Genomic DNA, 25,989 nt, shown 5'->3' with positions numbered 1-25,989 from the left:
AATTGCTTCGTCGCTTCGCTCCTCGCAATGACGGGGGCTAACGACAACGCCTGGAACATGGAGCGTCAACGGTGACAGCCGAGACCATTATCCAGAGTTTGGCGAGCGGCCTGCTGATGGGGCTGCTCTACGGGCTGATCGCCGCGGGCCTCGCATTGATCTTCGGATTGATGGACGTTGTGAATTTCGCGCACGGCGAGTTCCTGATGATCGCGATGTATGCGACCTTCTTCCTGTTCGCGTTCTTCGCGATCGATCCCTTGCTGGCGGCGCCACTGGTCGCCGCGGCCTTGTTCGTGTTCGGCGCGGTGGTCTATCTGTTGGTGGTCCGCTTCGCGATGCGCGCCAAGGCCAATGCCGGCATGGTGCAGATCTTCTCCACCTTCGGCCTTGCGATCGTGATGCGGGGCCTCGCCCAGTTCTTCTTCACGCCCGACTACCGCAGCGTCACCAACTCCTGGCTCGGCGGCAAGACGGTGTCGATCGCCGGCATCTATCTGCCGGAGCCGCAGCTGATCGGCGCGATGCTGTCGATCGCGGCCTTCGTCGCACTCTACTTCTTCATCAACCGCACCGATTTCGGCCGTGCGCTCGAAGCGACCCGCGAGGACGCCGGCGCGGTGGCCCTCGTCGGCATCGACAAGAACCGGGTGTTCGCACTGGGCTGGGGGCTCGGCGCGGCTTTGGTCGGACTTGCCGGCGCCATCATGGCGATCTTCTTCTATATCTATCCCGACGTCGGCGCCTCCTTTGCGCTGATCGCCTATGTCACGGTGGCGCTCGGCGGCTTCGGCAGCGTGTTCGGCGCCTTTGCCGGCGGCATCATCGTCGGCCTGGTGGAGGCGACCACCGCGCTGATCCTGCCGCCGTCGCTGAAATCGGTCGGCATCTACGCCGTCTATCTGCTGGTCGTCTTCATCCGCCCGCGCGGCCTGTTCGGATCGATGTGATGGACACCCATTTCGCCCAACGCCGCAGGCGTGACCTGATCGTGGCGGCCTGCCTCGCGGTGATCGCTGCGCTGGTGCCGCTGTTCGTCAAGGACGTCTACGTCCAGAACATCATGGTGCTGACCCTGATGTATGCGGCGCTGTCGCAGAGCTGGAACATCCTGTCCGGCTATTGCGGGCAGATCTCGCTCGGCCATGCGCTGTATTTCGGGCTCGGTGCCTACACCACCGCGCTGCTGTTCACCAAGTTCGGCGTGCTGCCGTGGTTCGGCATGCTGGCGGGCGGGGCGATCTCGGCCGTGATCGCGATGGCGCTCGGCTATCCCTGCTTCCGCCTGCGCGGGCATTACTTCGTGATCGCGACCATCGTGATCGCCGAGATTGCGCTGGTTTTGATCCAGAACTGGGATTGGGCGGGCGCAGCGCTCGGCATCGACATCCCGGTGCGCGGCGACAGCTGGCTGAAATTCCAGTTCACCCGCTCGAAGCTGCCGTACTTCTATTTTGCGCTGGCGCTGGCCTGCATCGCCTGGTTCGTCACCTGGTGGCTGGAGGATTCCAAATGGGGCTATTGGTGGCGCGCGGTGAAGGACAATCCGGACGCCGCCGAAAGCCTCGGGGTGGTCGTGTTCAACTCCAAAATGGGCGCGGCCGCGGTCTCGGCCTTCCTGGTCGCGGTAGGCGGCAGCTTCTACGCCCAGTTCGTGTCCTATATCGATCCTGAGAGCGTGATGGGCTTCCAGTTCTCGCTGTTGATGGCGCTGCCTGCCGTGCTCGGGGGCATCGGCACCTTGTGGGGCCCGGTCCTGGGTGCGGTGATCCTGATCCCGCTCACCGAGCTGACGCGCTCGTTCATCGGCGGGTCCGGCCGCGGCGTCGACCTGATCGTCTATGGCGCGCTGATCGTCGCGATCTCGCTGGCGCTGCCGCGCGGTCTGGTCAGCGTGTTCAGCATGCTCACCGGGCGCAAGGAGGCCGCACGATGACGGCGCTTCTTGAAACGCGTGGCGTCTGGCAGCGCTTCGGCGGCCTCGTCGCCAACAGCGACGTCTCGATCTCGGTCGGGCGCGGCGAGATCGTCGGCCTGATCGGCCCGAACGGCGCCGGCAAGTCGACGCTGTTCAACCTGATCGCGGGCGTGCTGCCGCCGACCCAGGGCTCGATCATCTTCGATGGCGAGGACGTCACAAGGCTGCCGGCGGCGGAACGCTGTCAGCGCGGCGTCGGGCGCACGTTCCAGGTGGTCAAGAGCTTCGAGACCATGACCGTGATCGACAACGTCATCGTCGGCGCGCTGATCCGCAACACCAAGATGCGGATCGCGCGGCAGAAGGCCTATGAGGTGCTGGAGTTCTGCGGCCTTGCGGCGCGCGCCGACAAGCTTGCCGCCGACCTCGTGCCGTCGGAGAAGCGCCGGCTCGAAGTCGCGCGTGCGCTGGCGACCGAGCCGAAATTGCTGCTGCTCGACGAAGTCCTCACCGGCCTCACGCCAGTCGAGGCGCAGACCGGCGTCGAGTTGGTGCGCAAGGTGCGCGCCACCGGCGTCACCGTGCTGATGGTCGAGCACGTGATGGAGATCGTGATGCCGCTGGTCGACCGCGCCATCGTGCTCAATCTCGGCAAGGTGCTGGTCGAGGGCAAGCCCGCCGAGGTCGTCCGCAATCCGGAAGTCATTTCCGCCTATCTCGGGGATCGTCATGCTGTCGGTGCGTGAAGTCACCACCGCCTATCAGGGCCTGGTTGCGATCTCCTCGGTGTCAATCGACGTCACCAAGGGCGAGATCGTCTGCGTCGCCGGCGCCAACGGCGCCGGCAAATCGACGCTTTTGAAATCGATCGCCGGCGCCGAGCGTCCGCGCGCCGGCACCGTCACCTTCGACGGCAAGCGCATCGACGGCCAGCCGCAGCACGTTATCACGGCTGAAGGCATCGCCTTCGTGCCGGAGAACCGGCGGCTGTTTCCGCGGCTGTCGGTGAGCGACAATCTGCGGCTCGGCAGCTATCTTTATCGCAGCAAGGCTGACCGCGATGCGCCGCTCGATCTGGTGTTCAATCTGTTCCCGCGACTTGGCGAACGGCTCGAGCAGCGCGCCGAGACCCTGTCCGGCGGCGAGCAGCAGATGCTTGCGATCGGCCGCGCGCTGATGACGCGGCCGCGGCTCCTGATGCTCGACGAGCCGTCGCAGGGCATCATGCCTAAACTCGTCGATGAGATCTTCCAGGCCGTGAAGCGCATCCGCGACGCCGGCATGACGGTCCTGATCGTCGAGCAGCGCATGGCCGAGTGCCTCGAGATCGCCGACCGCGCCTACATCCTGCAAACCGGCCGCGTGCTGATGCAGGGCACCGCGGCCGAGATCAGCGGCAATCCCGACGTGCGCAAGGCGTATCTGGGGCTTTAGCGGCAATCTCCACGAACTCCGACGTCATCCTGAGGTGCGCGCCTCTTCGGCGCGCCTCGAAGGATGGGACGCGAGCGCTTGTGGCCCATCCTTCGAGGCTCGCTTCGCTCGCACCTCAGGATGACGGCGGTGCTTGCGGCGACCAGCTTGTAGCCCGGATGAGCGGAAGCGACATCCGGGAGCGGTGATCCCGCATATCGCTGCGCCCATGCGGGCTACGAGTCCAGCCTCCACTGCCTACTTGCCCTGTTCCTTGCCGTCTTCCACCTTCTCGACCTTCGCCGCAAGATCCGGCACGCGGCTGACGCGGTAGGTCGCGTTGCTGCAGGTCAGCGTCCAGGCCTCATTGTCGGGCTTCGAGAGCTTGTCGTCCCGTTCGGCCTTGAGCGGCTTGTCGCAGGCATAACCCTGCGCGCGCAGTTGCACCGCCAGCAGGTCCTGCAAAGTCTGCTCGGCCCGTGCGGTTGAGCCGGCAAGCTGGCCGGCGAACAGAACAGCGAGCGCCAAACTCGTGAACCTCATCATGACTGTCTTCCGCATATCTCACCTTTCCTTGATCTAGTGACGGTGATTCGGCAGTACGAGCCCGAATGTCCTGGTCAAATCCGCCACCTGTTCGGGCGAGAGATAACGCGGGTTGAGCCCGCGCAGCAGCAGATAGAGTTTGGCGGTCTCTTCAAGCTCCTCGGTCGCGAACACGGCCGCCTCCAGCGTGTCGCCGGAGACAACGGGGCCGTGATTGGCGAGCAGCACCGATGAATATTTCCCGGCCAGCCCCCTGATCGCATCGGCGACGGCGGGATCGCCGGGGCGATAGTAGGGTACCAGCGCGGTCTGGCCGCATTTCATCACATAGTAAGCCGTCATCGCCGGCAGCACCGCGCGCGGGTCGATCTCGGGCAGCATCGACAGCGCGACCGAATGGGTCGAGTGCAGATGCACCACGGCGCCGGCACTTGTGCGCGTCTGGTAGAGCGCGGTGTGCAACGGCACTTCCTTGGTCGGGGCATCGCCGGAGACCAGACGGCCGTTGCCGTCGAGCCGCGACATTTTCGCCGGATCGAGGAAGCCGAGCGACGCATTGGTCGGCGTCACCAGCCAGCCGCCGTCGTCGAGCCGGACGCTGATGTTGCCCGAGGAGCCCGGCGTCAGCCCGCGCTCGAACAGCGAGCGGCCGAAGCGGCAGATGTCTTCACGAAGCTTTGTTTCGCTCATCCGGTTCGCTCTTCCGGTCGCTCTTGGCGCCAACTTTGCCGCCATCCGTTTCCAGCTTTGTCTCATGCTTTGGCAGCGCGGCCAAGCCGTGATAGGCAGGCAGCAACGCGCATGATCGGGAAGGGTGAAAGCCGGTTTTCCGAAAATGCTCAAACAACCAAAAATCTTCAGGGATCGCCTTATGTCCAGTTCCGCAACACCGCACGTCGCCGTCATCGGGCTGGGCTCGATGGGATATGGCATGGCGACCTCGCTCAAGCGCGCCGGCCTCACAGTGACCGGCTGCGACGTCTCGGCCGATGCCGTCGCGCGCTTCGTGGCCGACGGCGGCAAGGGCGCGAAAACGCCGGCCGAGGCCGCCAAGGATGCCGACATCGTCGTCAGCGTCGTCGTCAATGCGGCGCAGACCGAGGCCATCCTGTTCGGCAAGGACGGCGCCGCCGAGACCCTCGCCAAGGACGCGGTCTTCATCTCCTCGGCGACGATGGATCCCGATATCGCGCGGCGTCTCGCAAAGCAGCTTGAGGCGACCGGCCGGCACTATCTCGATGCCCCGATCTCCGGCGGTGCCCAGCGCGCGGCGCAGGGTGAATTGACGATCCTCGCCTCCGGCAGCGCTGCGGCGTTCGCGAAGGCACGGCCGGCGCTGGATGCGATGGCGGCAAAACTCTACGAGCTCGGCGATGCCGCCGGGCAGGGCGCCGCGTTCAAGATGATCAACCAGCTGCTGGCCGGCGTACATATTGCGGCCGCCTCGGAGGCGATCGCCTTCGCGGCCAAGCAGGGCCTCGACATCCGCAAGGTCTATGAGGTGATCACGGCCTCCGCCGGCAATTCCTGGATGTTCGAGAACCGCATGCCGCACGTGCTCGACGGCGACTACGCGCCGCGCAGCGCGGTGGAGATCTTCGTGAAAGACCTCGGCATCATCCAGGACATGGCGCGCAATGCGCGTTTTCCCGTGCCGGTGTCGGCCGCGGCGTTGCAGATGTTCCTGATGACCGCGGCGGCCGGCATGGGCCGCGACGACGATGCGTCGGTGGCGCGGATGTATGCGCAAGTCACCGGCACCAAGCTTCCCGGCGCGAAATAAGAGGATTTTGCAATGCCCCGCTTTGCCGCCAACCTCACCATGATGTTCAACGAGGTCCCGTTCCTCGACCGCTTCGATGCGGCGGCGAAGGCGGGCTTCACCGCGGTCGAATTCCTGTTTCCCTACGACCATCCGGCCGAGGAGGTCGGCAAGCGGCTGAAGGCTGCCGGGCTGACGCAGGCGCTGTTCAACCTGCCGCCGGGCGACTGGAACGCCGGCGAGAAGGGCTTTGCCGCGCTGCCGGATCGCTTCGCCGATTTGCAAGCGAGCCTGAACACCGCGCTGCCCTATGCGCAGGCGACCGGCGTCAAGCGGGTGCACCTGATGGCCGGGATTGCCGACCGCAGCGACGCCAAAGCGGTCGCGGCGTTTCGCAAATCGGTCGCCCATGCCGCCGAGTTCTTCGCGCCGCACGGCCTCGACGTCGTGATCGAGCCGATCAATCCGCGCAACGTGCCGGGCTACTTCCTCAACGACTTCATCTTCGCGCGCGATGTCATCAATGAGCTTGGCATCCCGAACCTCAAGCTGCAATTCGACATCTATCACTGCCAGATCATCCATGGCGACGTCACCATGCGGTTGCGCGAGATGATGCCGATCATCGGCCACATCCAGATCGCCTCGATCCCGTCGCGCAACGAGCCTGACGGCGAGGAGCTGAATTATCCGTTCCTGTTCGGCGAGCTCGACCGGCTCGGCTATGGCGGCTTCGTCGGCTGCGAATACAATCCGCGCGGCAAGACCACCGACGGTCTTGCCTGGTTCAAGCCCTATGCCGGAGCAAAATCGTGACGCTCGCACTAGGTTGCATCGCCGACGACTATACCGGCGCCTCGGACCTCGCCAACACACTGACTCGCGCCGGTCTGCGCACGGTGCAGACCATCGGCGTCCCTGCTGATGATCTCGCGCTGCCTGAGGTCGACGCGGTCGTGGTGTCGCTGAAGAGCCGCTCGATCGAGGCGGGGCTTGCGGTCTCGCGCTCGCGCGCCGCGGAGACCTGGCTGCGTGGCCGCGGCGCCTCTCACATCCTGTTCAAGATCTGCTCGACCTTCGATTCCACCGACGCCGGCAATATCGGTCCGGTGATGGACGCGTTGCGCGCCGACTCCGCGGACAGCATCGTGCTGGTGACGCCGGCTTTCCCGGAAACCGGCCGCACCGTCTATCAGGGCAATCTGTTCGTAGGCTCCGTGCCGCTGAACGAGAGTCCGCTGAAGGACCATCCGCTCAACCCGATGCATGATTCCAACTTGGTCCGCGTGCTGGCGCGCCAGAGCAAGACCAAGGTCGGCCTGGTCGATCTGGCGACGCTCGCGCGCGGCACCGAAGCCGTGCGGGCGAAGCTCGCCGACCTCGCGGGTAGCGGCATCGGCGCTGCGATCGTCGACGCGGTGTTCGACCGTGACCTCGAGACCATCGGGCAGGTGGCGCTGGATCACCGTCTGTCGGTCGGCGCCTCCGGTATCGGGCTTGGATTGGCACGGGCGCTGGTCGCCGCTGGCAAGGCCAGATCGGCGGCTGAAAATGCAACGTCCAAGGCTGCGGTCGGCGGCCCGGCCGCCTGCCTCGCCGGCAGTTGCTCGCAAGCGACCCTGCGCCAGATCGCCAACGCCGAGAAGGTGATGCCGGTGCTGCACCTCGACCCCGAGCGGGCGATCGCGGGCAAGGACGAGGCGCAGCGCGCGCTCGCCTGGACCAGGGAGCGGCTTGGGAAGGGGCCAGTCCTGATCGCGAGCAGCTCGACCCCGGACCAGGTCGCGGCTCTGCAATCGCGTCATGGCCGCGATGCGGCTGGACATGCCATCGAGCAGGCCATGGCCGACATCGCGGAGGGGCTGGTGCAGTCGGGCGTGCACCGGCTGGTGGTCGCCGGTGGTGAAACGTCAGGCGCCGTGGTCGATCGCCTGGGCATCCCCGGATTCCTGGTCGGTGCGGAAATCGCCGCAGGCGTGCCGGTTCTGCGCGCGGTCGGTGCCAGGACTGGCGAGATGGTGCTTGCCCTGAAATCGGGCAATTTCGGCGGGCCGGAGTTCTTCTCGGATGCGCTGGCATTGATGCCCTGATGCGCCTCTTGCGCATCATGTCGCGGGAATGACGGGAGTCTCCGTAGTTCAACGGGTACGCAAATTAACCCTACTTAAGGAGGGGGGCTGGCTTTGATGTCTGTGGCGCACCGCCGCGCCCCCAGCCATTCGATTGGGCTTCGCGAGCCCGATACTCAAGAGACCCCACGATGTTCGCCAAATTCTCGATCCGCGCCAAGATCATTGCCGCGGTTGCGTTCCTGCTCGTCGCGCTGACGGGCATGGGCCTGCTTGCCGTGTGGAATATGCGGGCGATCAACGCCAGCACAGTCGACATCACGACCAACTGGTTGCCGAGCGTGCGCGTGCTGGGTGAGCTGCGCGCCGGGGTCATCACCTATCGCAACGTGATCCGCGAGCACATGCTTTCGGAGACGCTCGAAGAGAAGCTGGCGGCGGAAAAGACACTCGCAAGTGTCGTCGAGATGAACACAAAGGCCCGCGCCAAGTATGAGCCGATGATCGCCTCCGCGGAGGAGCGGGCGCTCTACCGGCAGTGGTCCGAGACCTGGGACAAGTACAGGAAGGGCACCGAGGAGGTGATGGCCATCTCGCGCAAGGAAGCGGGCAAGCTTCCGCATGAGGCGCACGAGCTCAACACCAAGGTTGTCAACAAGATCGGTCTCGAAGCGGACGAGATCCTGAACAAGGACATCGAGCTCAACAACGTCGGTGCTGAAAAGGCCGGCCAGGATTCCGCCAGCAATTACAGCTCGGCCCTGATGATGGTGGCGGTGATCCTCGGCCTCGCGATCCTGATCAGTGTCGGCGTCAGCTTCTACACCGTTCGCGACATCTCGGCCGGCATCGCCTCGATCGTGAGCCCGATGCAGGCGCTGGGCCGTGGCGATCTGACCGCCGTCGTGCCGCATCAGGGCGAGAAGACCGAGATCGGCGCGATGGCCGATACGCTGCAGGTGTTCAAGGAAGCCCTGGTCGCCAAGAAGGCGGCCGATGAAGCCGCGGCTGCCGATGCCGAAGCCAAGATCGAGCGCGGCCGCCGGGTCGACACCATCACCCGCAATTTCGAACAGATGATCGGCGAGATCGTGCAGACGGTGTCGTCGGCCTCGACCCAGCTCGAAGCTTCCGCCTCTACGCTGTCGTCGACGGCGCGGCGTTCGCAGGAACTGACCACCTCGGTTGCCGCGGCGTCCGAGGAGGCTTCGACCAACGTGCAGTCGGTGGCATCGGCGACCGAAGAGCTGTCGTCGTCGGTCACCGAGATCAGCCGCCAGGTGCAGGAATCGGCACGGATGGCGGGCGACGCCGTCGGCCAGGCGCGCACCACCAACGATCGCGTCAGCGAGCTGTCGAAGGCCGCCGCGCGCATCGGCGACGTCGTCGAGCTGATCAACACCATCGCCGGGCAGACCAATCTCCTGGCGCTGAACGCGACGATCGAGGCGGCGCGCGCCGGCGAGGCCGGCCGCGGCTTTGCGGTCGTCGCGTCCGAGGTGAAGGCGCTGGCCGAGCAGACCGCCAAGGCGACCGGCGAGATCGGCCAGCAGATCGCCGGCATCCAGACCGCGACCCAGGAGTCGGTCGGCGCAATCAAGGAAATCTCGTCGACCATCGAGCGGCTGTCGGAGATCTCGTCCACCATCGCCGCCGCGGTCGAGGAGCAGGGCGCGGCGACGCAGGAAATATCCCGTAACGTTCAGCAGGCGGCACAGGGCACCCAGCAGGTCTCGGCCAACATCACCGACGTGCAGCACGGTGCCAACGAAACCGGCTCGGCCTCGAGCCAGGTGTTGTCGGCGGCACAATCGCTCTCGGGTGACAGCAACCGTCTCAAGCTCGAGGTCGGCAAGTTCCTCGACGCTGTCCGCGCGGCCTGACCCGCGGCGGTCGGGGATCGCCCCGTCCGCACGGGCTGACTGATCCAAGCGTGGTGGGCTGACCGGCTCACCACGTTTTGCATTTTTGCAGGGCAGCGATGCGTTAGCCTTGCGGCGGCCGAAACCGCATCCTCAACCGGCTCGCTTTTGCAGCAGGGCTGTCTCTTTTTGATGACGATGTGATCGCGATTGGCCGCACGGCATCCCGGCGCGCCCGGCCCGCGCACGCAGCCTCACGAAGGATGCCAAGGAAGTGAAGGCCGACGCGGCTCCGCGGGTTGGCGTTTCGCACGGCATCGGGTAAATCGGCCGCTGCGGAATGGCTTTTGCAATGTCGATTCCTCTGCCTGGGCGGGCTTCATTTCGGGAATGCTGGTTTTATGATCGCACTGGTCCGTATCGCGCTGAGCCGGCCGTATACTTTCGTCGTGCTCGCGATCCTGCTCCTGATTATCGGACCGCTGGCGGCGCTGCGCACGCCGACCGACATCTTTCCCGAAATCCGCATCCCCGTGATCGGCGTGGCCTGGTCGTACACCGGTTTGCCTCCCGACCAGATGTCGGGGCGTATCACGACGCCGTTCGAGCGTACGCTGACCACGACGGTCAACGACATCGAGCACATCGTTGCGAACTCCTACAACGGCATCGGCATCGTCAAGATCTTCTTCCAGCCGAACGTCGACATCCGCACCGCCAACGCCCAGGTCACGGCGATCGCGCAGACCCTGCTCAAGCAGTTGCCGCCGGGCGCGACGCCGCCGCTGATCCTCAACTACAGCGCCTCGACGGTTCCGATCGTCCAGGTCGCGCTGTCGGGTGACGGCCTCACGGAGCAGAACCTCGCCGACATCGGCATCAACCAATTGCGCACGCCGCTGGTCACGGTGCCCGGCGCCGCGATCCCCTATCCGTATGGCGGCAAGCAGCGCCAGGTCCAGATCGACCTCAATTCGACCGCGCTGCAGGCGCGCGGCCTGTCGGGGCAGGACGTCGCCAATGCGCTCGCCGCGCAGAACCTGATCACGCCGGTCGGTACCCAGAAAATCGGCAACTTCGAATACACCATCAATCTGAACAACTCGCCGCTCAAGATCGAGGAGCTCGGCGACCTGCCGATCAAGACCGTCAACGGCGCGATGGTCTATGTGCGCGATGTCGCCACCGTCCGCGACGGCAACCCGCCGCAAACCAACATCGTCCATGTCGACGGCAATCGCTCGGTGCTGATGATGGTGCTGAAGGCCGGCGCGGTCTCGACGCTCGATATCATCGCCGGCATCAAGCAGAAGGTGATCGACGTCAAGGACCAGATGCCGGACGCGCTGAAGATCGGCTTCGTCGGCGACCAGTCGGTGTTCGTCCGCGGCGCGATCACCGGCGTCGCCTTCGAGGGCGTGATCGCGGCGCTGCTGACCAGCGTGATGATCCTGCTGTTCCTCGGCAGCTGGCGTTCGACCGTGATCATCGCGGTGTCGATCCCGCTGTCGGTGCTCGGGGCCATCATCATGCTGTCCCTGATCGGCGAGACGCTCAACATCATGACGCTCGGCGGCCTTGCGCTCGCGGTCGGCATCCTGGTCGACGACGCCACGGTGACGATCGAGAACATCAACTACCATCTCGAGCAGGGCAAGCCGGTCGAGCAGTCGATCCTCGACGGCGCCAACCAGATCGTGACGCCGGCCTTCGTCTCGCTGCTCTGTATCTGCATCGTGTTCGTGCCGATGTTCTTGCTCACCGGCGTCGCGCGCTTCCTGTTCGTGCCGATGGCCGAAGCTGTCATGTTCGCGATGATTTGGTCGTTCATCCTGTCGCGCACTTTGGTGCCGACGATGGCGAACTATCTGTTGCAGCCGCACGTGCATCACGAAGGTGCGCCGCCGAAGTCGCGCAATCCCTTCGTCTTGTTCCAGCGCGGCTTCGAAGCGCGGTTCGAACGCATCCGCGGCGGCTACCATGGCCTGCTTGCGATGGCGCTCGGCCATCGCAAGGTGTTCGTCGGCGGCTTCCTCGCGGTGGTGGCCGCGTCGTTCCTGCTGGTGCCGTTCCTCGGCCGCAACTTCTTCCCGGCGGTCGACGCCGGCAACATCCTGATGCATGTCCGCACCCAGGTCGGCACCCGCGTCGAGGAGACCGCCAACCAGATGGCGGATGTCCAGAAGGCGATCCGCAAGCTGATCCCGGGCGAGATCGAGACCATGACCGACAACATCGGCATGCCGATCTCCAGCATCAATTTGACCTACAACAACACCGGCGTGATCGGCCCGCAGGATGCCGACATCCAGATCAAACTGAGGGAAGGTCACAAGCCGACCGAGGAGCATGTGCGCGCGCTGCGTGAGCAGTTGCCGCGGCTGTTCCCGGGCACCAGCTTCTCCTTCCTGCCGGCCGACATCGTCAGCCAGATCCTGAACTTCGGCGCGCCCGCGCCGATCGATTTGCAGATCCGCGGCGCCAATCTCGAGGCCAACTACGCCTATGCCAACAAGCTGCTGGCGAAGATCAAGCGCATTCCCGGCATCGCCGATGCGCGGATCCAGCAGTCGCCGAACAATCCGACCTTCAACATCGATGTCGACCGCACCCGCGCGCAATATGTCGGCCTGACCGAGCGCGACGTCACCAATTCGCTGGTCGTCAACCTCGCCGGCTCCTCGCAGGTGGCGCCGACGTATTTTCTCAATCCCGATAACGGCGTGTCCTATTCGATCGTGATGCAGACGCCGCAATATCAGATCGACTCGCTGAGCGCGTTGCAGACCTTGCCGATCACCGCGACCGGCAACACCCAGGCGCCGATCCTCGGCGGCATCGCCGACATCAAGCGCGCGACCTCCAGCGCAGTGGTCTCGCAATACGACATCCAGTCGCTGGTGCAGATCTATGCCACGACGCAAGGCCGCGATCTTGGCGGCGTCGCCACCGACGTGCGCCAGCTGATCGCAGACACCGCGAAGGAAGTGCCGAAGGGCTCGTCCGTGGTGCTGCTCGGCCAGGTGCAGACCATGAACTCGGCCTTCACCGGCCTGCTGTTCGGCCTGCTCGGCGCGGTCGTCTTGATCTATTTCCTGATCGTGGTGAACTTCCAGTCCTGGTCGGACCCGTTCGTGATCATCACGGCGCTGCCGGCAGCGCTTGCCGGCATCGTCTGGATGTTGTTCACGACCCAGACCACGCTGTCGGTTCCGGCGCTGACCGGCGCCATCATGTGCATGGGCGTCGCGACCGCGAATAGCGTGCTGGTGATCAGCTTCGCGCGCGAGCGCTATGAGGAGCTCGGCGACCCCGTCGCGGCGGCGCTGGAGGCCGGCTTCGTCCGGTTCCGCCCGGTGCTGATGACCGCGCTCGCCATGATCATCGGCATGGCGCCGATGGCGCTTGGGCTGGGCGAGGGCGGCGAGCAGAACGCGCCGCTTGGCCGGGCCGTGATCGGCGGCCTGATCTTCGCCACCTTCGCGACCCTGATGTTTGTTCCCGTGGTATTCAGTATGGTACACAAGAAGCAAGGCGCCAAAGCCGCCGCCTCATCGGAGATTCCGCATGCAGCCCACTGAACAGCGCCCACCGGTGTCCGGCCGGAGGTTGGGCATATTCGGCGTGGTTGCACTGGTCGGCGCGGGGCTGATCGTCGGCACCGGCATCCGCGCCCGCGAGGAGCAGGACAACCGGCTGAAGGAATGGACCGACGACCAGGCCATTCCGACCGTCGCGGTAGCGCTGCCCAACGCCAAGGCGCTGAGCCCCACGATCGACCTGCCGGGCCGGCTCGAGGCCTATTCCCGCGCGCCGATCTATGCCCGGGTGTCCGGCTATCTGAAGAACTGGGACGCCGACATCGGCGCCCGCGTCAAGGCCGGCCAGGTGATCGCCGAGATCGAGGCGCCCGACCTCGATCAGCAATTGCTGCAGGCGCGCGCCGATCTCGCCAGCGCCCAGGCCTCGGCCAAGCTCTCCGAGGCGACGCTCGCCCGGCGCAAGACGCTGGTGGCCTCGAACTTCGTCTCGGCGCAGGAGATCGACGAGCGCACCGCCGACCTCTCCAACAAGAACGGTGCGGTCAAGGCCGGCCAAGCCAATGTCGAGCGGCTGGAAGCGCTCGCCGGTTACAAGAAGATCACGGCGCCGTTCGACGGCGTGGTGACCTCGCGCGATACCGACGTCGGCGCGCTGATCAATGCGGGCGGCAACTCGGGTCCGGCGATGTTCACGGTCTCCGACATCACCAAGCTGCGCGTCTATGTCAACGTGCCGCAGAACTACGTGCCGGCGATCAAGATCGGCGCCAAGGCCACGCTGTCGCTGCCGGATTACCCGAACCGCAGCTTCCAGGCGACCGTGGAAGCCTCCTCGCAGGCAGTCGATGTCGCCTCCGGCACGACGCGGATGCAGCTCGGGCTCGACAATTCCTCCGGCGAATTGATGCCGGGCAGCTACGCCAGCGTGAAGCTGAACCTGCAGCGCGACGCAACGCCGCTCAGCATTCCCGCCAGCGCGCTGATCTTCAACGGCAACGGCCTGCGGGTCGCAACCGTGACCCCGGACGACAAGGTGCTGTTCAAGACCGTGAAGATCGGCCGCGACCTCGGCAAGGAGATCGAGCTCGCCTCGGGCCTCGCGCCTGATGACCGCATCATCACCGCCCCGCCGGACGGTCTAGCCGACGGCGATCATGTCCGCGTCACCGGCGCCGGCGCCACCAAGGGCAAGCCGACCACGGCGTCCGAAAAGCAGGACGTGAAGGGGTAGGGCGCGCGGCGTCCTTCTCTTACCTCGCCCCGCTTGCGGGGAGAGGCATAGGCCGCCTTCGGCGGCCGTGTCTTTAAGAACGCTGAAGCTAGGCTTCAGCTGCGTCGCATGACAATGCGATCCGGGTGAGGGGGTACAGGTCCCACAGCGGTCACGGCTCGCGGTGAGAGCCCCTCACCCCAACCCTCTCCCCGCATCCGCCTTGGCCCGAAGGCGGGCTTCGGCGGACAAGAGAGCGGGGCGAGGGAGCTTAGAGAGCTAGCCCACCCGCCATTCCAGCATGCCGTCAGCGGCGGTGACGATGTTGCCCGTGCTGCCGACCGGCGTACGGTCGAGATTCTGCAGATACGCCAGTGTCGCCGCGTCGCTTGCCGGGATGCGGCCGAGCGTGCGGCGGCCGTCCTCGGTACGCAGCATGGTGACGCCGTGCTCGACCTCGCCATTGGCGCGATAGATCACGGTGAAGGCCTCGACCTTGCCCTTGCCACCGGCCTTGTCGGTGAACTCGGGCACATCGCGCCGGTTGCGATCAGCTTCCGCCTGTACGGATGTGTCCTGCTTGAGCGCCGTCGTCGGCGCGGCGCGCGACAGCACGAGGCCGTGATGCTTGGTGACGAAGCCGCCCTGGCCGTAGAGCAGGCCGAGCGTGCCGCCGCTGCGCAGCTTGCGCACCATCGCGCAAGCCGAATGCGTCATGTAGGTGTTGAGCGGCGCGCCGAAGAACGTCAGGCCACCGGTCACGGTCGGCTGCACGTCGGCGCCCAGGCCGAGCGTCCGGCGCGCCATCTTCGGCACGCAGGGGAAGCAGCTATAGAGCTCGATCGCGTCGAACTTCCGGCCGTCACCGCCGACGAGATCCATCACGGCCTTCAGCACCGCGGTCTGCGCGTGGCTCTCGACGAACTGGTCGCGGGTCAGATAGTCGCGCGGCTCTTCCGCCGAGGCGCCGCCGAGCGGATAGATCAGCTTGTCCTCCGGCACGCCGGCCGCGCGCGCTTTGGCGAGGCTGGTCAGGATCAGCGCGCCGCCCATGTTCACCGTCGGGTTCGCCACCATCAGCTTTGTATACGGCCAGGCGATCATCCGGTTGTCGGGTGTTGCCGTCGTGATCTCGTTGCCGGTGAACTTCTTCTTCAGCCAGGAGTTCGGATTGTCGGCCGCAATCTGCGCATAGGTCGACCACAGGTCGCCGGATTCCTCCAGCGCCTCGCGCGGTGTCTGGCCCCAATGCGCCGAGGTTGCGGACTCATAGAGCGGATAGACCGTGATCGGCCTGAATACGCCGAGCGTCACCGCCATCGGCTTCTGGAATGCGGCGCCGCGCTTCGGCTCCTCCACGTCATGCGCGAACGGCGTCCACGGCAACTCGACGCCGGCGCGCTGTGCCTTGGTCGCGGTCGACTGCGCCTCCGCACCGCACACCGCCGCCACGCTGCATTCGCCGCGCGCGATGCGCTGCGCCGCCTCGTGCAGATAGCGGATCGGGCTCTCGCCGCCGACCGGGCCGTAATAGAGATGCGCCGGCGCAATGCGGAGCCGCTGCGCCAGTTGCTTCTCGGGGTCGCGGTAACGCCAGCTCAGGAAGTTGACGACGTCGAGCGACTGCACATCGGCGAGCAGCTTTGCGCCGCTGTCGGCCTCGGCGCGCTTCAGCGCCTCCTCGAGCAAAGTGAGCGGCTCGAGGCCGGCGGCGATGTCCTTCGGACGATCGACGATTTCGCCGACGCCGACGATGACGGGAATGCGGTCTTCGGGGATACTGTTCGACATTCTTGCTGCTTCACTCTGGGGTATTGGACTCGATGGCTATTTGGTCGTCATTGCGAGGAGCGAAGCGACGAAGCAATCCATGCCTCCGCCGAGGCGAGATGGATTGCTTCGCTTCGCTCGCAATGACGGCGGGAACGGCTCGTCACTCCGCCACCAGCGCGTTCATGTGCTCGACGGCTTCGACAAAGTCTTCCTTGAACTCCTGCACCACGGCGCCCGCAGACTTCACGCTGTCGACCAGGCCGACACCCTGGCCGACGAAGTAGCTGACGAGATCGCGCGCCTTTTCGTTGCCGGCCGCGGCGGCGCGGTCGATGGCGTTGAAGGCGTCGCGGCTGATGATGCTTTGCAGCGGCATCGGCAGCGCGCCGGGGCTGTCCGGCGAGCGGTCCCAGGCGTCGGTCCATACTGAGCGCAATTGCCGCGCGGGCTTGCCGGTGCGGCCCTTGGAGCGGATCGCATCGCGCGAGGAGGCCGCGATCATCTTCTCGCGGAAGATCTCCGAGGTCTCCGACTCCACCGTGGCAAGCCACACCGAGCCGGTCCAGGCGCCGGCCGCGCCCATCGCCATGCACGCCGCCATCTGGCTTCCGGTCATGATGCCGCCGGCGGCGAGCACCGGCACGTCGCGGATTTTTTTGACCGCCTTGATCACCTCGGGCACCAGCACCATGGTCGAGACCTCGCCGCAATGGCCGCCGGCCTCGGTGCCTTGCGCGACCAGGATGTCGACGCCGGCCGCGACCTGGCGCAGCGCGTGTTCCTTGGAGCCGACCAGCGCCGCCACCGGCACGCCGTGCTGGCGGCCCATCTCGATCATCGCCTTCGGCGGCACGCCGAGCGCGTTGGCGATCAGCCGGATCGGATGGCGGAAGGAGACTTCCAGCAATTGCAGCGCGGTCTCGGCATCGAATGGCTGTGGCTGGTTGTCGGCGACGCTCTGTGCCGTGAGCTCGATGTTGTATTTCTTCAGCAGGTCGCGGGTGAAATCGCGATGCTCTTGCGAGACGCGTTTCTCGAGGCTCTTCCAGGTGACGTTCTTCTCACCTGCTGTCGAGATGTTTTCGGGGATCAGCACGTCGATGCCGTAGGGCTTGCCGTCGACATGCGCGTCGATCCATTTCAGCTCCTGCTCCAGCGTTTCCGGCAGATACCGGGTGGCGCCGAACACGCCGAAGCCTCCGGCGCGGCTGACCGCCGCCACCACGTCGCGGCAATGGCTGAAGGCGAGCAGGGGGAATTCGATCCCCAGCATGTCGCAGATCGGTGATTTCATGGGTTGGTTTTCTCCCGGCGGCCGCTTCTTGTGCTTGTTGGCATCAGCCCCTGCAACGCTAGCGCATCACGGTCAGCGAAGCCAAGCGGGTTTCGGCCGCGGCGATCTTGCGTGCAGACGCTGCTTGGCAGCATCGCTCGCAGTGCATTCCGCTGGATAGAAAATGCGATCCAGCGGGGTGGGCAAAGCATAGTGTGCCCACCATCTAGTGCGGATATGCGGATCGGCACGGCGGTTGCCGCGCCACGGAAAAACGTAAAACCGGGAGCCAACGACGTGACTGACGACACCTCTGCCTACGAGCCGCCGAAAGTCTGGACCTGGAACAAGGAGAGCGGCGGGCGCTTCGCCAGCATCAACCGGCCGATCGCGGGTCCCACCCATGACAAGGAATTGCCCGTCGGCCGTCATCCGCTGCAACTCTATTCGCTGGCGACGCCAAACGGCGTGAAGGTCACCGTGATGCTGGAAGAGCTGCTCGCGGCGGGCCACAAGGGCGCCGAGTACGACGCCTGGCTGATCAAGATCGACGGCAACCAGTTCGGCAGCGGCTTTGTCGCGGTCAATCCGAACTCCAAGATCCCGGCGCTGATGGACCGTAGCGGGAAGGAGCCGATCCGGGTGTTCGAGTCGGGCTCGATCCTGGTTTACCTGGCGGAAAAATTCGGCGCGTTCCTGCCGACCGACGTCAAGACCCGTGCCGAGACCTTCTCCTGGCTGTTCTGGCAGATGGGCTCGGCGCCGTATCTCGGCGGCGGCTTCGGGCACTTCTATGCCTATGCGCCGACCAAGATCGAATACGCCATCGACCGCTTTGCGATGGAGGTGAAGCGCCAGCTCGACGTGCTCGACCGCCGGCTCGCCGACAACGAATATCTCGCGGGCGACGTCTATACCATCGCCGACATGGCGGTGTGGCCCTGGTACGGCAGCTTGGCCAAGGGCCTGCTTTACGGTGGCGGCGAATTCCTCTCGGTGCAGGACTACAAGAACGTGCAGCGCTGGACCGATGCGATCGCGGCCCGGCCCGCGGTGAAGCGCGGCCGCATGGTCAACCGCACCTGGGGCGAGCCGTCGAGCCAGCTCCACGAGCGGCACGAGGCCAGCGATTTCGAGACCAGGACGCAGGACAAGATCGGGGAAGCGGCGGCGTCGTGATTGCGTAGGGCGGATTAGCGAAGCGTAATCCGCCGTCGTACGCGGGAGAAATTGGCGGGTTACGCCTTCGGCTAACCCGCCCTACGGACCAAGCCTAGCCCAGCAAATCATCATACTCCGGGTGCTTCTTCATGAAGCCCTGAATGAACTCGCATGTCACGACGAGCTTGATCTTCTGTGCGCGCACCGCGTCGAGCGTGGCGCGGGCGAGCTTGCAGCCGATGCCGCGGCCGCCAAGCTCCGGCGGCACCTCGGTGTGGACCAGCGTGATCGTGTCCGGCGTCTTGCGGTAGACCACGAAGGCGGTGTGGCCGTCGACGGTGAGCTCGAACCGGCTCTGCGCGGCGTTGTCGCGGAATGCTTCACTCATTGTCTGGTCCTCGGTTATTTTTGCTTCGCGCCTTCAGCCGCGGGAAACACCACGCGGTCGTCGGTGCGGCAATAGCGATCGGCGAACATGCGGCCGATCGGGTGATAGCGCTCCATATGAACGCGCATCGCCTCGCGGTCCCACAATTCGTCGCGGATGTGGAAATGGATGCCTTCGCCCATGATCAGCTGCCGGTCGCCGTTGACGTCGATCAGCTTCCAGGTCCGGCACTCCATCGCGAATGGCGCATCCGCGAGCCTGGGTACCGCGATCTTGCGTGAGGGCGCAAGCTTCAAACCGAGATAATCGGGCTCGCCGATCTCGGGCGGGAAGTCGCCCGAGCTCTCGTGCATCGCGCGCGCCAGCGGCTCGTCGGTGAGATTGACCACGAATTCACCGAGGCGCTGGATGTTGGCCAGCGTATCCTTTTCGCGGCCGTCGGGCCGTCGGTTGACCGCGAACATGCAGAGCGGCGGGTCCTCGCAGAACACGTTGAAGAAGGAGAACGGCGCCGCATTGACCACGCCGTCCGCACTCGTGCTCGTCACCCAGGCGATCGGCCGCGGCAGCACGAAGGAGGTCAGCACCTTGTAGCGTTCGCGCTGGCTGAGGTCGCTTGGGGCGTATTCCATGGGGCTGTCCGGAATTTCGGTGTGCGGGTGAACGAAGCGTAACCCGCCGCCGGCGGTTCGAAAAGCAAAAGGCGGGTTACGCTTGCGCGAACCCGCCTTGCAGACCTGCTCTTGCTTTCTTACCTCGCCCCGCTTGCGGGGAGAGGTCATATCGCATCGTTGGATGCGATATGGGTGAGGGGGAGTTTCCGCGAGTGCGTTTTTTACCGTCCTTGTGGAGACTCCCCCTCATCCCGACCTTCTCCCCGCAAGCGAGGAGAAGGGGAAGATAGGTTACGGCATGCTCAGCTCGTGACGGCCGACGACCATCCAGTGCACCTCGTCCGGACCGTCGGCGAAGCGGAGGTGGCGGACGTCCTGGTACATTTCGCCGAGCGGCGACCATTGCGAGATGCCGGTGGCACCGTGCATCTGGATCGCCTGGTCGATCACCTTGCAGGCGCGCTCGGGCACCATGGCCTTGACCATCGAAACCCAGACGCGGGCTTCCTTGTTGCCGAGCACGTCCATCGCCTTGGCGGCCTTCAGCACCATCAGACGCATTGCCTCGATCTCGCAGCGCGCTTGGGCGATGATCTGCATGTTGCCGCCGAGATGGGCGATCTTCTTGCCGAACGCTTCGCGGGTCAGACCACGCTGCACCATCATGTCGAGCGCCTTCTCGGCCTTGCCGATGGTGCGCATGCAGTGATGGATGCGACCCGGTCCGAGGCGCACCTGGGAGATCTCGAAGCCGCGGCCTTCGCCGAGCAGCATGTTCTCCTTCGGCACCTTGCAATTGTTGAAGCGCAGATGCATGTGGCCGCGCGGCGCGTGGTCATGGCCGAACACGTGCATGGGCCCAAGGATCTCGACGCCGGGAGTGTCGATGGGAACCAGGATCTGCGACTGCTGCTTGCTCGGCGCAGCGTCCGGATTGGTCTTCACCATCACGATCATGATCTTGCAGCGCGGATCGCCGGCGCCGGAGATGTAATACTTCTCGCCGTTGATCACCCACTCGTCGCCGACCAGCTTTGCGGTGGTCGAGATGTTCTTGGCGTCGGAGGAGGCGACGTTCGGCTCGGTCATCGCGTAGGCCGAGCGGATCTCGCCGTTGAGCAGCGGCTTCAGCCACTTCTCCTTCTGCGCCTTGGTGCCGACCCGCTCCAGCACTTCCATGTTGCCGGTGTCGGGCGCCGAGCAGTTCATGGTCTCGGAGGCTAGCGGGCTCTTGCCGAGCTCGGCGGCGATATAGGCGTAGTCGAGGTTGTTGAGGCCTTCGCCGGTCTCGGCGTCGGGCAGGAAGAAGTTCCAGAGGCCGACTTCCTTGGCCTTGTCCTTGGCCTTCTGCAGGATCGCGAGCTGCTCGTCGGTGAAGCTCCAGCGGTTGGTCTTCTTCTCGCCGGCGCGATAGAACTCGACCGACATCGGGTCGACGGTGTCGCGGATGAACTGCTTCACATGGTCGTAGAGCGGGCGGACCTTGTCCGACATGCGGAGGTCGTTGAGGTCGTCGCCCGGATTGAGTGTGTAGTTCGTGGTGCGCGGCACATAGGCATGTTTCATTGTCTTTTCTCCCTCGCGAAGGCGCGTTTCGCGGCGGACAATAGACGCGTGCGGCGCGAAGCGCGAGCACCGATTTTCGCAGGATCTCTACCGCATCGCGGAATTTAGCGACGGCGTTTCAAACGTTGTTTGAACGCCGCCGCGCACGATGCGTGCCCGATCGTTAGGTCATCCGATGCATTGCGCAGATCTTGTTGCCGTCGAGATCGCGTAAGTAAGCGAGGTAGAGCTTGATGCCGCCTCCTTCGCGCACGCCCGGCGGATCCTCGATAGGCTTGCCGCCATTGGCGACGCCGGCGGCGTGCCAGGCCTCGACCTGCTCCGGCGAGGAGCAGGCAAAGCCGATCGTGCCGCCATTGGCGTGCGTCGCCGGTTCACCGTCGATCGGCTTGGAAACCATGAAAATGCCGGCCTTGGTGAGGTACATAATGCGGTGACCGTCGACCCGGGCCGGCCGGACGTCGAGCGTGCCGAGCAGCGCATCATAGAACGCCTTGGCCTTGTCCAGATCGTTGGTGCCAACCATCACGTGTGAAAACATCTGAAATATCCTCCCTCTTGGTTACGAAAGCCGCCTTGTTGCGCCCTTGCAGCCGGAACGCTTAGCAGCAGTTTTGTCGCGACGGAAGCGACGCTGCGTCGCGCGTCGATGACGCGCTCTCAGAAGCCAACACCGTCATCCTGAGGTGCGAGCGGAGCGAGCCTCGAAGGATGCACGGCCACCGGCCGGGCCGTTCATCCTTCGAGACGCGCTACGCGCTCCTCAGGATGACGGGTCGGCCTGCGGGCCAGTGCTCAGAACGCCGTGTACCCGCCGTCGATCACAAAACAATCCGCCGTATGATAGGACGACGCCTTGCTCATGAGGTAGACGGCGATGCCGCCGAAATCGCTCGGCTCGCCGAAGCGGCGCACCGGGATGCGCGGCATCACGTTGGCGACGAACTTGTCGTTGGCCATGATGCCGGCGGTCATGTCGCTCTTGATCCAGCCGGGCAGGATCGCATTCGCGGTGACGCCGTGGCGGGCGAGCTCGACGCCGAGCGCGCGGCACAGCGCGTTCAGCGCGGCCTTGGTGCCGGCATAGTGCTCGTTGCGGGCGGTGCCGAACAGCGAGGCGAGGCTCGAGGTCGCGACCAGCCGGCCGAACTTGTCGCCGGCTTCGGAGCGTTCGGTCATGTGGCGTGCCGCAGCCTGGAATACGTGAAACACGCCGTCGAGATTGGTGGCGAACATCTTGCGCCATTCCTCCTCGGTGCGGTCGATGAAGGAGCGGCGTCCGCCGCCGCCGATGCCGGCATTGGCGAAGCAGCCGTCAACGCGGCCGAAGGTGTCGAGCGTCGCCTTCATCGCGGTCTTGACCGAGCCGGGATCGCTGACGTCGCAGAATTGGGTTGCGACCTTGCCGGGGCCGGCCTTCATCGAGGCGGCGGCGTTGGCGTTTTTTTCCGCGTTGCGGCCCCAGATCGCGACGTTGCAGCCGGCAGCGTTGAGCGCCTGCGCGATGCCGAGGCCGATGCCGCCATTGCCGCCGGTGATGACAGCGACGCGGCCGGTGAGATCGAAGATGGCACTCATTGGGGTTTCCATTTGGTTTGGTGCGCGCTAATCACGCGTTCACGGATGGGCTTGCCGCCGACCATGGACAAGCCCGGCACAAAAATCAAATATGGGTCCAAACATAGGTCGACCCATCGACCTACCGCGGTACCAAATGCCGCAACAACGTAAAGAGGAAACCATGCAGTTCAAACACGTCACGCTCGACTTCGACGGATCGGTCGCGATCCTCAAACTCGACCACCAGGAAGTCATGAACGCGGTCTCGATCGACATGCTGGGCGGCCTTGCCGAGGCGCTCGATGCGATCGACGACAAGCGCGACGAGGTGCGCTGCCTGGTCATCACGGGCGCGGGCCGCGCCTTCTGCACCGGTGCCAATCTGCAGGGCCGCAACCAGCAGCAGAAGCCCGGCAGGAGCAATGCCGGCGCGGCGCTGGAGACTGCGTTCCATCCGTTCCTGCGCCGATTGCGTAAGCTGCACTGTCCGATCGTCACGGCGGTGAACGGTCCGGCTGCGGGTGCCGGGATGAGTTTTGCATTGATGGGCGACCTGATCCTGTGCGCGCGCTCGTCCTATTTCCTGCAGGCGTTCCGCCGCATCGGTCTGGTGCCGGATTGCGGCTCGACCTGGCTGTTGCCGCGGCTGATCGGCAAGGCGCGCTCGGTCGAGCTGTCGCTGCTCGGCGAGCGGCTGCCGGCCGAGAAGGCGCTGGAATGGGGCCTCGTCAACCGCGTCTATGACGACGGTGCGCTGATGGAGGAGACGATGAAGATGGCGCACGATCTCGCCAACGGCCCGACGGTCGCGCTGTCGCTGATCCGCAAGCTCTATTGGGACAGCCCGGAGAATACGCTCGAGGATCAGCTCAATCTGGAATTCGAGTCGCAGCGGATCGCGGGCCGCGCGGAGGATTTCAAGGAGGGCGTTACCGCGTTCCTCGAGAAGCGGCCGGCGAAGTTCAAGGGCAAATGATCGAGACCGAACTCTCCCGCTGCGTCGCGGCGTTTCATCCAGGTGCGACGGGCGTCACCGGCGCCGCCAAGCTCTCCGGCGGCGCCAGCCAGGAGACCTGGACGTTCGACATCGTGCACCCGAACGGCAATATCGGCGCGATCCTGCGCCGCGCGCCGCCGGGCTACGGTGCCGCGCCCGGCCGCGCCGCCGGCCTCGATGCCGAGGCGACGCTGATGCAGCTCGCGCATGATGCGGGCCTGCCGTCGCCGAAGGTGATGCACGTCTTGAGGCCGGAGGACGGGCTTGGCCGCGGCTTCATCATGGCGCGGGTCGAGGGCGAGACCATCGCGCGGAAAATTTTGCGCGACGAGGAATTTGCCAAGGCGCGGCCGATCCTCGCTCGTCAGCTCGGCCGCGTCATCGCCGGCATTCATGGTCTGCCGCAGGCCAAGCTGCCGAAGCTGCGTGGTCTGACGGCGACCAAGGAGATCGAAGATCTCTCCCGCGAGTATCACAGCTTCAACTGGCCGCGACCGGTGTTCGAGCTGGCGCTGCGCTGGCTGCGCGATCACGATCCCGGGCCGTCGTCCGAGGTGACGCTCGTGCATGGCGATTTCCGCCACGGCAATCTGATCATCGGCCCCGACGGGGTGCGTGCGGTGCTCGACTGGGAGCTCGCGCATTTCGGCGATCCGATGGAAGACCTCGGCTGGATCTGCGTCAACTCCTGGCGCTTCGGCGAGATCGACAAGCCGGTCGGCGGCTTCGGCACACGCGAAGATCTGTTCGCGGGCTATGCGGAAGCCGGCCGCAAGGCCGATCCGGACCGCGTGATGTTCTGGGAAGTGATGGGCACGCTGCGCTGGGGCGTGATGTGCTGCGGCATGATGCAGCGCTTCCGCGCCGGCCCGGATCATTCGATGGAGCGTGCGATGATCGGGCGCCGTGCGTCCGAAACCGAGATCGATCTGTTGAGGCTGCTGGCACCGCGCGCGTGATCCCGAAAAGTGGTGTCCGGTTTTCGGAATCGATCACGCGCAAGAAGAGAGCAAATGAGATGCAGGACGAACCAACGCCCACCGAACTGATCAAGGCCGTCGCCGATTTCCTGCGCACCGAGATCGCGCCCGCGATCAAGGGCCACAACGGCTTCAAGCTGCGCGTCGGCATCAACGCGCTCGACCTGGTGACGCGGCAGCTCGCGCTGGCCGAGGCCGGTGATGCCACCGAGGCCGCGCGGCTGAAGGCGCTGCTCGGTGCGGACGGCACGCTGATGGAGCTGAACCGTGCGCTGTCGGAGAAGATCGCCAATGGCGAGGTCGATCTGAGAACGCCTGGCCTGCCGGAGCATCTCTGGCAGACCACGATGGACAAGCTCGCCGTCGATCAGCCGAACTACGCGTCCTACAAGAGGGAACTCGGAAAGTAAGATGGGTATCGCTGCGCTCCACCCATCCTACACCGTCATTGCGAGGAGCCACCCGGTCCCGCCTTCGGCGGGCCGGATGACAAACTCCGCGACGAAGCAATCCATATCTCCACAAGCCGTGAGATGGATTGCTTCGTTTCGCTCGCAATGACGAATGAGGCTTTACCGCCCCAGCCACTTCGGCGGCCGCTTCTCCGAAAAAGCCTTCGGGCCCTCGATGTAATCCTGCGAGGCGGCCATCGCCTTCACCGCCGGATATTCGCGCTGCTCGGTCATCGCCTGCTCGAGCGAGACTTCGAGGCCCTTCTGGATCGCCTGCTTGGAGGCGCGGATCGACATCGGCGAGTTCTTGGTGATGGTCTCGGCCCAGCGCTCGGCGGCCGCCAGCGCCTCGCCCTGCGGCACCACCTCGTTGACGAAGCCGAGCTCGAGGCCTTCCTTGGCGCTGACATGGCGCGCGGTCAGGATCATGCCCATCGCGCGCTTCAGCCCAATCTGGCGCGGCAGCCGCTGCAGGCCGCCGGCGAGCGCGGCGAGGCCGACGCGCGGCTCGGGCAGGGCGAAGGTCGCATTCTCCGCGGCGATGATCAGGTCGCAGGCCAGCGCGACCTCGAACCCGCCGCCCATCGCGACGCCGTTGACGGCGGCGATGATCGGCTTGTCGCAATCGAAGCGGGTGGTCAGGCCGGCGAAGCCGCCCTTGTCCCAGCCACGCTTGCCGCCTGCCGCCTGCCACTTCAGGTCGTTGCCGGCGCAGAACGCCTTGTCGCCGGCGCCGGTGACGATCGCCACCCACTGCTCGGGATCGGCGGAGAAATCGTCGAACACCTTGTTGAGCTCGAAATGCGCGTCGATGTGCAGCGCATTGTAAACCTCGGGCCGCGACAGCGTCACGATGGTGATGGGACCCTTGCGGGTCACCTTGGAGAATTTCAGATCCATGTT

Annotated in this window: 24 protein-coding genes; 14 read left to right on the top strand and 10 right to left on the bottom strand. The window is 65.2% G+C overall.

The window, feature by feature from the left end:
- The first annotated feature begins 71 nt into the window (after positions 1 to 71).
- The 4 genes from QDT69_RS02530 to QDT69_RS02515 are packed head-to-tail and all read left to right on the top strand — an operon-like array spanning position 72 to position 3,352.
- Positions 72 to 950, top strand: coding sequence for a branched-chain amino acid ABC transporter permease (locus tag QDT69_RS02530; RefSeq protein WP_095733566.1), 879 nt, complete (start codon positions 72 to 74; stop codon positions 948 to 950).
- Positions 950 to 1,936, top strand: coding sequence for a branched-chain amino acid ABC transporter permease (locus QDT69_RS02525; RefSeq protein WP_279705072.1), 987 nt, complete (start codon positions 950 to 952; stop codon positions 1,934 to 1,936). Before QDT69_RS02530 ends, QDT69_RS02525 begins: the two co-directional genes overlap by 1 nt.
- A complete protein-coding gene (locus tag QDT69_RS02520; protein ID WP_021076195.1) occupies positions 1,933 to 2,664 on the top strand; it encodes an ABC transporter ATP-binding protein in 732 nt (243 codons plus the stop codon). Before QDT69_RS02525 ends, QDT69_RS02520 begins: the two co-directional genes overlap by 4 nt.
- Positions 2,648 to 3,352, top strand: coding sequence for an ABC transporter ATP-binding protein (locus QDT69_RS02515; RefSeq protein WP_279705070.1), 705 nt, complete (start codon positions 2,648 to 2,650; stop codon positions 3,350 to 3,352). Before QDT69_RS02520 ends, QDT69_RS02515 begins: the two co-directional genes overlap by 17 nt.
- Positions 3,353 to 3,589: 237 nt before the next feature.
- On the opposite strand, the gene QDT69_RS02510 is transcribed toward QDT69_RS02515, so the two are convergent.
- Positions 3,590 to 3,877 carry a hypothetical protein gene (locus tag QDT69_RS02510; RefSeq protein WP_279705069.1) on the bottom strand — a complete coding sequence of 96 codons (288 nt, stop codon included), beginning with the start codon at positions 3,875 to 3,877 and terminating at the stop codon, positions 3,590 to 3,592.
- Between the two features lie 33 nt (positions 3,878 to 3,910).
- Entirely contained in the window at positions 3,911 to 4,567 is a 657-nt protein-coding gene (locus QDT69_RS02505) for an aldolase (RefSeq protein WP_279705068.1), read from the bottom strand.
- Positions 4,568 to 4,748: 181 nt separating this feature from the next.
- On the opposite strand from QDT69_RS02505, the gene ltnD reads away from it, so the two are divergent.
- The 6 genes from ltnD to QDT69_RS02475 all read left to right on the top strand — a co-directional run bounded on the left by ltnD (position 4,749) and on the right by QDT69_RS02475 (position 14,343).
- Complete coding sequence (ltnD, locus tag QDT69_RS02500; RefSeq protein ID WP_279705067.1) at positions 4,749 to 5,660, top strand: L-threonate dehydrogenase; 912 nt, start codon at positions 4,749 to 4,751, stop codon at positions 5,658 to 5,660.
- A 12-nt stretch (positions 5,661 to 5,672) separates the two neighbouring features.
- Positions 5,673 to 6,455: a 2-oxo-tetronate isomerase gene (gene otnI, locus QDT69_RS02495; protein ID WP_279705066.1), complete on the top strand. Its 783-nt coding sequence runs from the start codon at positions 5,673 to 5,675 to the stop codon at positions 6,453 to 6,455.
- Positions 6,452 to 7,729 (top strand): 3-oxo-tetronate kinase, encoded by a 1,278-nt coding sequence (gene otnK, locus QDT69_RS02490; RefSeq protein ID WP_279705065.1) that lies wholly within the window; start codon positions 6,452 to 6,454, stop codon positions 7,727 to 7,729. The genes otnI and otnK overlap by 4 nt, the downstream gene beginning before the upstream one ends.
- Positions 7,730 to 7,899: 170 nt before the next feature.
- Complete coding sequence (locus QDT69_RS02485; RefSeq protein ID WP_279705064.1) at positions 7,900 to 9,591, top strand: methyl-accepting chemotaxis protein; 1,692 nt, start codon at positions 7,900 to 7,902, stop codon at positions 9,589 to 9,591.
- Positions 9,592 to 9,971: 380 nt separating this feature from the next.
- Complete coding sequence (locus QDT69_RS02480) at positions 9,972 to 13,151, top strand: efflux RND transporter permease subunit (protein ID WP_279705063.1); 3,180 nt, start codon at positions 9,972 to 9,974, stop codon at positions 13,149 to 13,151.
- A complete protein-coding gene (locus QDT69_RS02475) occupies positions 13,138 to 14,343 on the top strand; it encodes an efflux RND transporter periplasmic adaptor subunit (protein WP_279705062.1) in 1,206 nt (401 codons plus the stop codon). Before QDT69_RS02480 ends, QDT69_RS02475 begins: the two co-directional genes overlap by 14 nt.
- 258 nt (positions 14,344 to 14,601) lie before the next feature.
- Here the strand turns inward: QDT69_RS02475 and QDT69_RS02470 are convergent, their stop codons facing one another.
- Positions 14,602 to 16,113: an acetyl-CoA acetyltransferase gene (locus QDT69_RS02470; RefSeq protein WP_279705061.1), complete on the bottom strand. Its 1,512-nt coding sequence runs from the start codon at positions 16,111 to 16,113 to the stop codon at positions 14,602 to 14,604.
- A 142-nt stretch (positions 16,114 to 16,255) separates the two neighbouring features.
- The gene (locus QDT69_RS02465; protein WP_279705060.1) at positions 16,256 to 17,389 is read right to left on the bottom strand and encodes a nitronate monooxygenase; all 1,134 of its coding nucleotides are present in this window, start codon (positions 17,387 to 17,389) and stop codon (positions 16,256 to 16,258) included.
- Positions 17,390 to 17,665: 276 nt separating this feature from the next.
- Here QDT69_RS02465 and yghU point away from each other — a divergent pair, with 276 nt between their 5' ends.
- On the top strand, positions 17,666 to 18,547 hold the full coding sequence (gene yghU, locus QDT69_RS02460) for a glutathione-dependent disulfide-bond oxidoreductase (RefSeq protein WP_279705059.1): 882 nt from the start codon (positions 17,666 to 17,668) through the stop codon (positions 18,545 to 18,547).
- Between the two features lie 94 nt (positions 18,548 to 18,641).
- Here yghU and QDT69_RS02455 read toward each other — a convergent pair whose 3' ends face one another.
- The 5 genes from QDT69_RS02455 to QDT69_RS02435 all read right to left on the bottom strand — a co-directional run bounded on the left by QDT69_RS02455 (position 18,642) and on the right by QDT69_RS02435 (position 22,675).
- A complete protein-coding gene (locus QDT69_RS02455) occupies positions 18,642 to 18,917 on the bottom strand; it encodes a GNAT family N-acetyltransferase (RefSeq protein WP_279705058.1) in 276 nt (91 codons plus the stop codon).
- A gap of 14 nt (positions 18,918 to 18,931) precedes the next feature.
- Complete coding sequence (locus tag QDT69_RS02450; RefSeq protein WP_279705057.1) at positions 18,932 to 19,549, bottom strand: flavin reductase family protein; 618 nt, start codon at positions 19,547 to 19,549, stop codon at positions 18,932 to 18,934.
- Between the two features lie 273 nt (positions 19,550 to 19,822).
- Positions 19,823 to 21,097, bottom strand: a complete 1,275-nt coding sequence (locus QDT69_RS02445) for an acyl-CoA dehydrogenase family protein (protein WP_279705056.1) — start codon at positions 21,095 to 21,097, stop codon at positions 19,823 to 19,825.
- Positions 21,098 to 21,260: 163 nt separating this feature from the next.
- Positions 21,261 to 21,638, bottom strand: coding sequence for a VOC family protein (locus QDT69_RS02440; protein WP_279705055.1), 378 nt, complete (start codon positions 21,636 to 21,638; stop codon positions 21,261 to 21,263).
- Between the two features lie 254 nt (positions 21,639 to 21,892).
- Positions 21,893 to 22,675 (bottom strand): SDR family oxidoreductase, encoded by a 783-nt coding sequence (locus QDT69_RS02435; protein ID WP_279705054.1) that lies wholly within the window; start codon positions 22,673 to 22,675, stop codon positions 21,893 to 21,895.
- A gap of 163 nt (positions 22,676 to 22,838) precedes the next feature.
- Between QDT69_RS02435 and QDT69_RS02430 the strand changes: the two genes are divergently transcribed.
- From QDT69_RS02430 to QDT69_RS02420, 3 genes are read left to right on the top strand one after another with little or no spacing between them, the layout of a single operon-like run.
- Positions 22,839 to 23,633 (top strand): enoyl-CoA hydratase/isomerase, encoded by a 795-nt coding sequence (locus QDT69_RS02430; RefSeq protein WP_279705052.1) that lies wholly within the window; start codon positions 22,839 to 22,841, stop codon positions 23,631 to 23,633.
- Positions 23,630 to 24,613: a phosphotransferase family protein gene (locus QDT69_RS02425; RefSeq protein WP_279705051.1), complete on the top strand. Its 984-nt coding sequence runs from the start codon at positions 23,630 to 23,632 to the stop codon at positions 24,611 to 24,613. Before QDT69_RS02430 ends, QDT69_RS02425 begins: the two co-directional genes overlap by 4 nt.
- A gap of 59 nt (positions 24,614 to 24,672) precedes the next feature.
- Entirely contained in the window at positions 24,673 to 25,044 is a 372-nt protein-coding gene (locus tag QDT69_RS02420) for a DUF6285 domain-containing protein (RefSeq protein ID WP_279705050.1), read from the top strand.
- Positions 25,045 to 25,206: 162 nt separating this feature from the next.
- On the opposite strand, the gene QDT69_RS02415 is transcribed toward QDT69_RS02420, so the two are convergent.
- Positions 25,207 to 25,986 (bottom strand): enoyl-CoA hydratase-related protein, encoded by a 780-nt coding sequence (locus tag QDT69_RS02415; protein WP_050420077.1) that lies wholly within the window; start codon positions 25,984 to 25,986, stop codon positions 25,207 to 25,209.
- Positions 25,987 to 25,989: the final 3 nt, after the last annotated feature.

This window comes from Bradyrhizobium sp. CER78 (assembly GCF_029846235.1).
In the GTDB taxonomy this organism is placed as follows: Bacteria; Pseudomonadota; Alphaproteobacteria; order Rhizobiales; family Xanthobacteraceae; genus Bradyrhizobium.
This window is presented reverse-complemented; position numbering and strand designations above follow the sequence as displayed.